General features: G+C 36.4%; 3 protein-coding genes. All 3 read left to right on the forward strand.

What is annotated here, in order from left to right; translation table 11 throughout:
• The coding region (locus WGMM_RS04005) for a hypothetical protein (RefSeq protein ID WP_038250442.1) at window positions 1-192 on the forward strand (192 nt) is incomplete at its 5' end.
• A gap of 12 nt (window positions 193-204) precedes the next feature.
• Entirely contained in the window at window positions 205-477 is a 273-nt protein-coding gene (rpsO, locus tag WGMM_RS04010; RefSeq protein ID WP_006279944.1) for a 30S ribosomal protein S15, read from the forward strand.
• Window positions 478-491: 14 nt separating this feature from the next.
• Entirely contained in the window at window positions 492-2,765 is a 2,274-nt protein-coding gene (gene pnp / locus WGMM_RS04015) for a polyribonucleotide nucleotidyltransferase (protein WP_038250444.1), read from the forward strand.
• Window positions 2,766-3,106: the final 341 nt, after the last annotated feature.

Genomic DNA, 3,106 nt, shown 5'->3' on the forward strand with positions numbered 1-3,106 from the left:
AAATCGATGTTCAAAGTTGAAATTTCCCTAGAAGATGCGGGGAAAATCAGAAAAGGTCAGGAAGTTGTATTAAATAACTTGCGTAATTTAAAGAATCATGATATTTGTCGTGCGGTGGTGGGTAGTGTACCTATTGCAATCTGCAGTTTTATTTATGGTTGTGTGAAACCTACTCGTGTTTTTAATATTTAAAATGAGGTTTAGATGTCGATAACATCCGAAAAGAAAAAGAGTTTGATAAATATATATGCAATTAAAGAAGATGATACAGGCTCATCTTTTGTACAATGTGCAATTTTGACCGAGAGGATCAGTAACTTAACTGAGCATTTTAAAGTGCACAAGCATGACCATCACTCTAAGCGTGGTTTACTTATATTGATAGGTAGAAGACGCAAGCACTTAAATTATATAAAGCGTAAATTTGGTAATGAAGCCTATCAGGAATTAATAGAGAAGTTAGGCATTAGAAAATAATCGAGGAATTTAATATGTTTAAAATTATAAAAAAATCTGTAGAGTGGGGTGGTCGTGCCTTATCTTTAGAAACAGGAAAAATAGCACGCCAAGCTCATGGTTCAGTAGTTGTAAATTACGGTGATACTTCTGTTTTAGTAACTGTTGTACGTAAAAAGAAGGAAGAAAGCGTTGATTTCCTACTTTTAAATGTGCAGTTTATCGCAAAAAGCTATGCCATGGGTAAGATCCCTGGCGGGTTTTTTAAAAGAGAAGGCAAGCCATCTGATAGAGAAACTTTAATCTCAAGAGTAATAGATAGAAGTATAAGACCACTATTCCCAGAAGGATTTCATGATGAAATTAGTGTGGTGTGCAATTTATTAACTTATGATACAGTCAATCCTCCTGAAGTGCCAGCATTGATTGGTGCTGTTGCAGCTCTTGCAATTTCTGGTGTTCCCTTTCACTTTACTATAGCTGGAGTGATGGTTGGTTGTGATGAAAATAATAACTATATACTCAACCCTTCTGTTCAAGAGATGAAAGCAAGCAGCTTGGATCTGTTTTTGTCTGGTGATGAAAATTCAATTTTAATGGTTGAATCAGAAGTGAAAGAGCTCTCTGAAGAAAATGTTTTTAATGCAATAAAATTTGGCCATGAACACCTTAAGCCTGTCATTAAGCTCATAAAAGAGTTTGCTGATACAATTGGCAATAAACCTGAGAGCTTTGCCCCTATTGATGCATCAGATATAACACAAGAGCTCGAAAAATACGGTAAAGATTTTGAAAAAGCATATTCGCAAACAGTAAAACAAGAGCGAGTTCAAGCTCTAGAAGCGATCAGAGAGAATATATTGAATACTCTTAAAGAAACTGGAAAAGACGAAAAGTTAATTACGTATGCAGTAAAAAACTTTGAAAGATCTTTAGTACGTGAAATAATTAGGAAGAAAAGTGTAAGGATAGACGGTCGTAAGCATGATGAGATACGTCAGATAGAAGTTGAAGTTGATATTCTGTCCAAAACTCACGGTTCTGCACTATTTACAAGAGGCAATACTCAGGCACTGGTTGTTACTGCTCTTGGCACCACTCAAGATGAGCAAATTGTGGATGATATTGAAGGGGATAGACGTGAGCATTTCATGTTGCATTATAACTTTCCCTCATTTGCTGTTGGAGAAACTTCTGCTGCGCGTGCACCAGGAAGAAGAGAAATCGGCCATGGTAAACTTGCTTGGAAAGCAATTCATCCTGTTTTACCCGATAAGTCTGAATTTCCTTATACAATAAGAGTAGTGTCCGAAATTTTGGAGTCTGATGGTTCTTCTTCTATGGCAACAGTTTGTGGGACTTCTCTTGCTTTAATGGATACGGGTGTGCCAATAAAGTCCCCTGTTGCTGGAATTGCTATGGGTCTCATCAAAGATAAAGACGAGTATGTAATACTTTCCGATATACTTGGTGATGAAGATTATCTTGGTGATATGGACTTTAAAGTAGCAGGAACTAGTGAAGGGGTTACGGCGCTACAAATGGACATGAAAATTTCTGGTATAAGCTTTGAAATTGTTGAAAAATCTTTAGAACAGGCAAAAGCTGGAAGATTACATATTTTAGAAAAAATGAATGCAGTGATTTCAGAACACAGTGATGATGTCAAAGACCATGCACCAAGGATGTTATCATTTTACATAGATGAAGACAAAATTTCTGCTGCTATAGGTTCTAAGGGGAAAAATATACGCAGTGTGTGTGAAAGAAGTAATGCAAAAATTGAAATAGGAGATGATGGTAAAGTTTCTGTTTTCGCTACGAGTGGCACTGAAGCTGAAATTGCAAAGAGTATGATGATTGATTCAATAACAGAACTAGAACAAGGTTCTATAGTTGATGTCAAGGTTGTAAGAATAGAGAAGTCTATTGTAGAGCTTGAATTTCTTAATGGCAGAAAAGGAAAAATGCACATAAGTGAAGTAGCTAATGAACATATAGATTCTATAGAGAGCATACTTAAACAAGATGATACTTTCAAAGCACTAGTAATTGACTTCGAAAAAGGTGGGTGTCCAAAGTTGTCAAGACGTCGGGTTGATCAAGAGACGGGAGGGTTTTTTGAAGGTGAGCTTTACAACGAGGAAAGGAAAGATGGTCCAAATGACAGGGATAATTATTACAATAATTCATTTAGTAGAAAACCTGGAGGAAGTCACCATAAGAGGCCTCCTCGTCCTCGTTCTGGTTTCAGCAACAGAAATAGGCCGAAATTTGGTAATAATAATTCATCATCAGGTTTTTATTAAGAGTAAACTTCTTGCGTTACCTCTCGTCATTCCAGTGTTAAGCACTGGAATGACACCCTTTCTGGTGAAGGTTGTTCTCAAATCACAATGTTAGTACAACTGTGGTGTTAGCTATAGCTAACCCAAGGTATCCGTTCAGCAGAGTGGTAGAATAAGGTAGACAAAGCGATCTAAAAAGATGATCATAGAGCAAAGGTGGGGTAATGTGGTAAACCTTTTTAGAACTTTGCAAAAATTTTACAGCAAAAAATAGAAAAACTGAAAGCAGAGATAGAAAACTTAAAAGCAGAAAATAAAGCTTTAAAGATAGAGAACGCTGAATTAAAGGAAAGGCTTGGTTT

The sequence above is a fragment of the Wolbachia endosymbiont of Glossina morsitans morsitans genome, from assembly GCF_000689175.1.
Classification (GTDB): domain Bacteria; phylum Pseudomonadota; class Alphaproteobacteria; order Rickettsiales; family Anaplasmataceae; genus Wolbachia; species Wolbachia pipientis.

Excerpts from the sequence above, each read along its gene's own strand:
- rpsO (WP_006279944.1), top strand. The coding sequence starts at position 205 with ATGTCGATAACATCCGAAAAGAAAAAGAGTTTGATAAATATATATGCA.
- pnp (WP_038250444.1), top strand. The coding sequence starts at position 492 with ATGTTTAAAATTATAAAAAAATCTGTAGAGTGGGGTGGTCGTGCCTTA.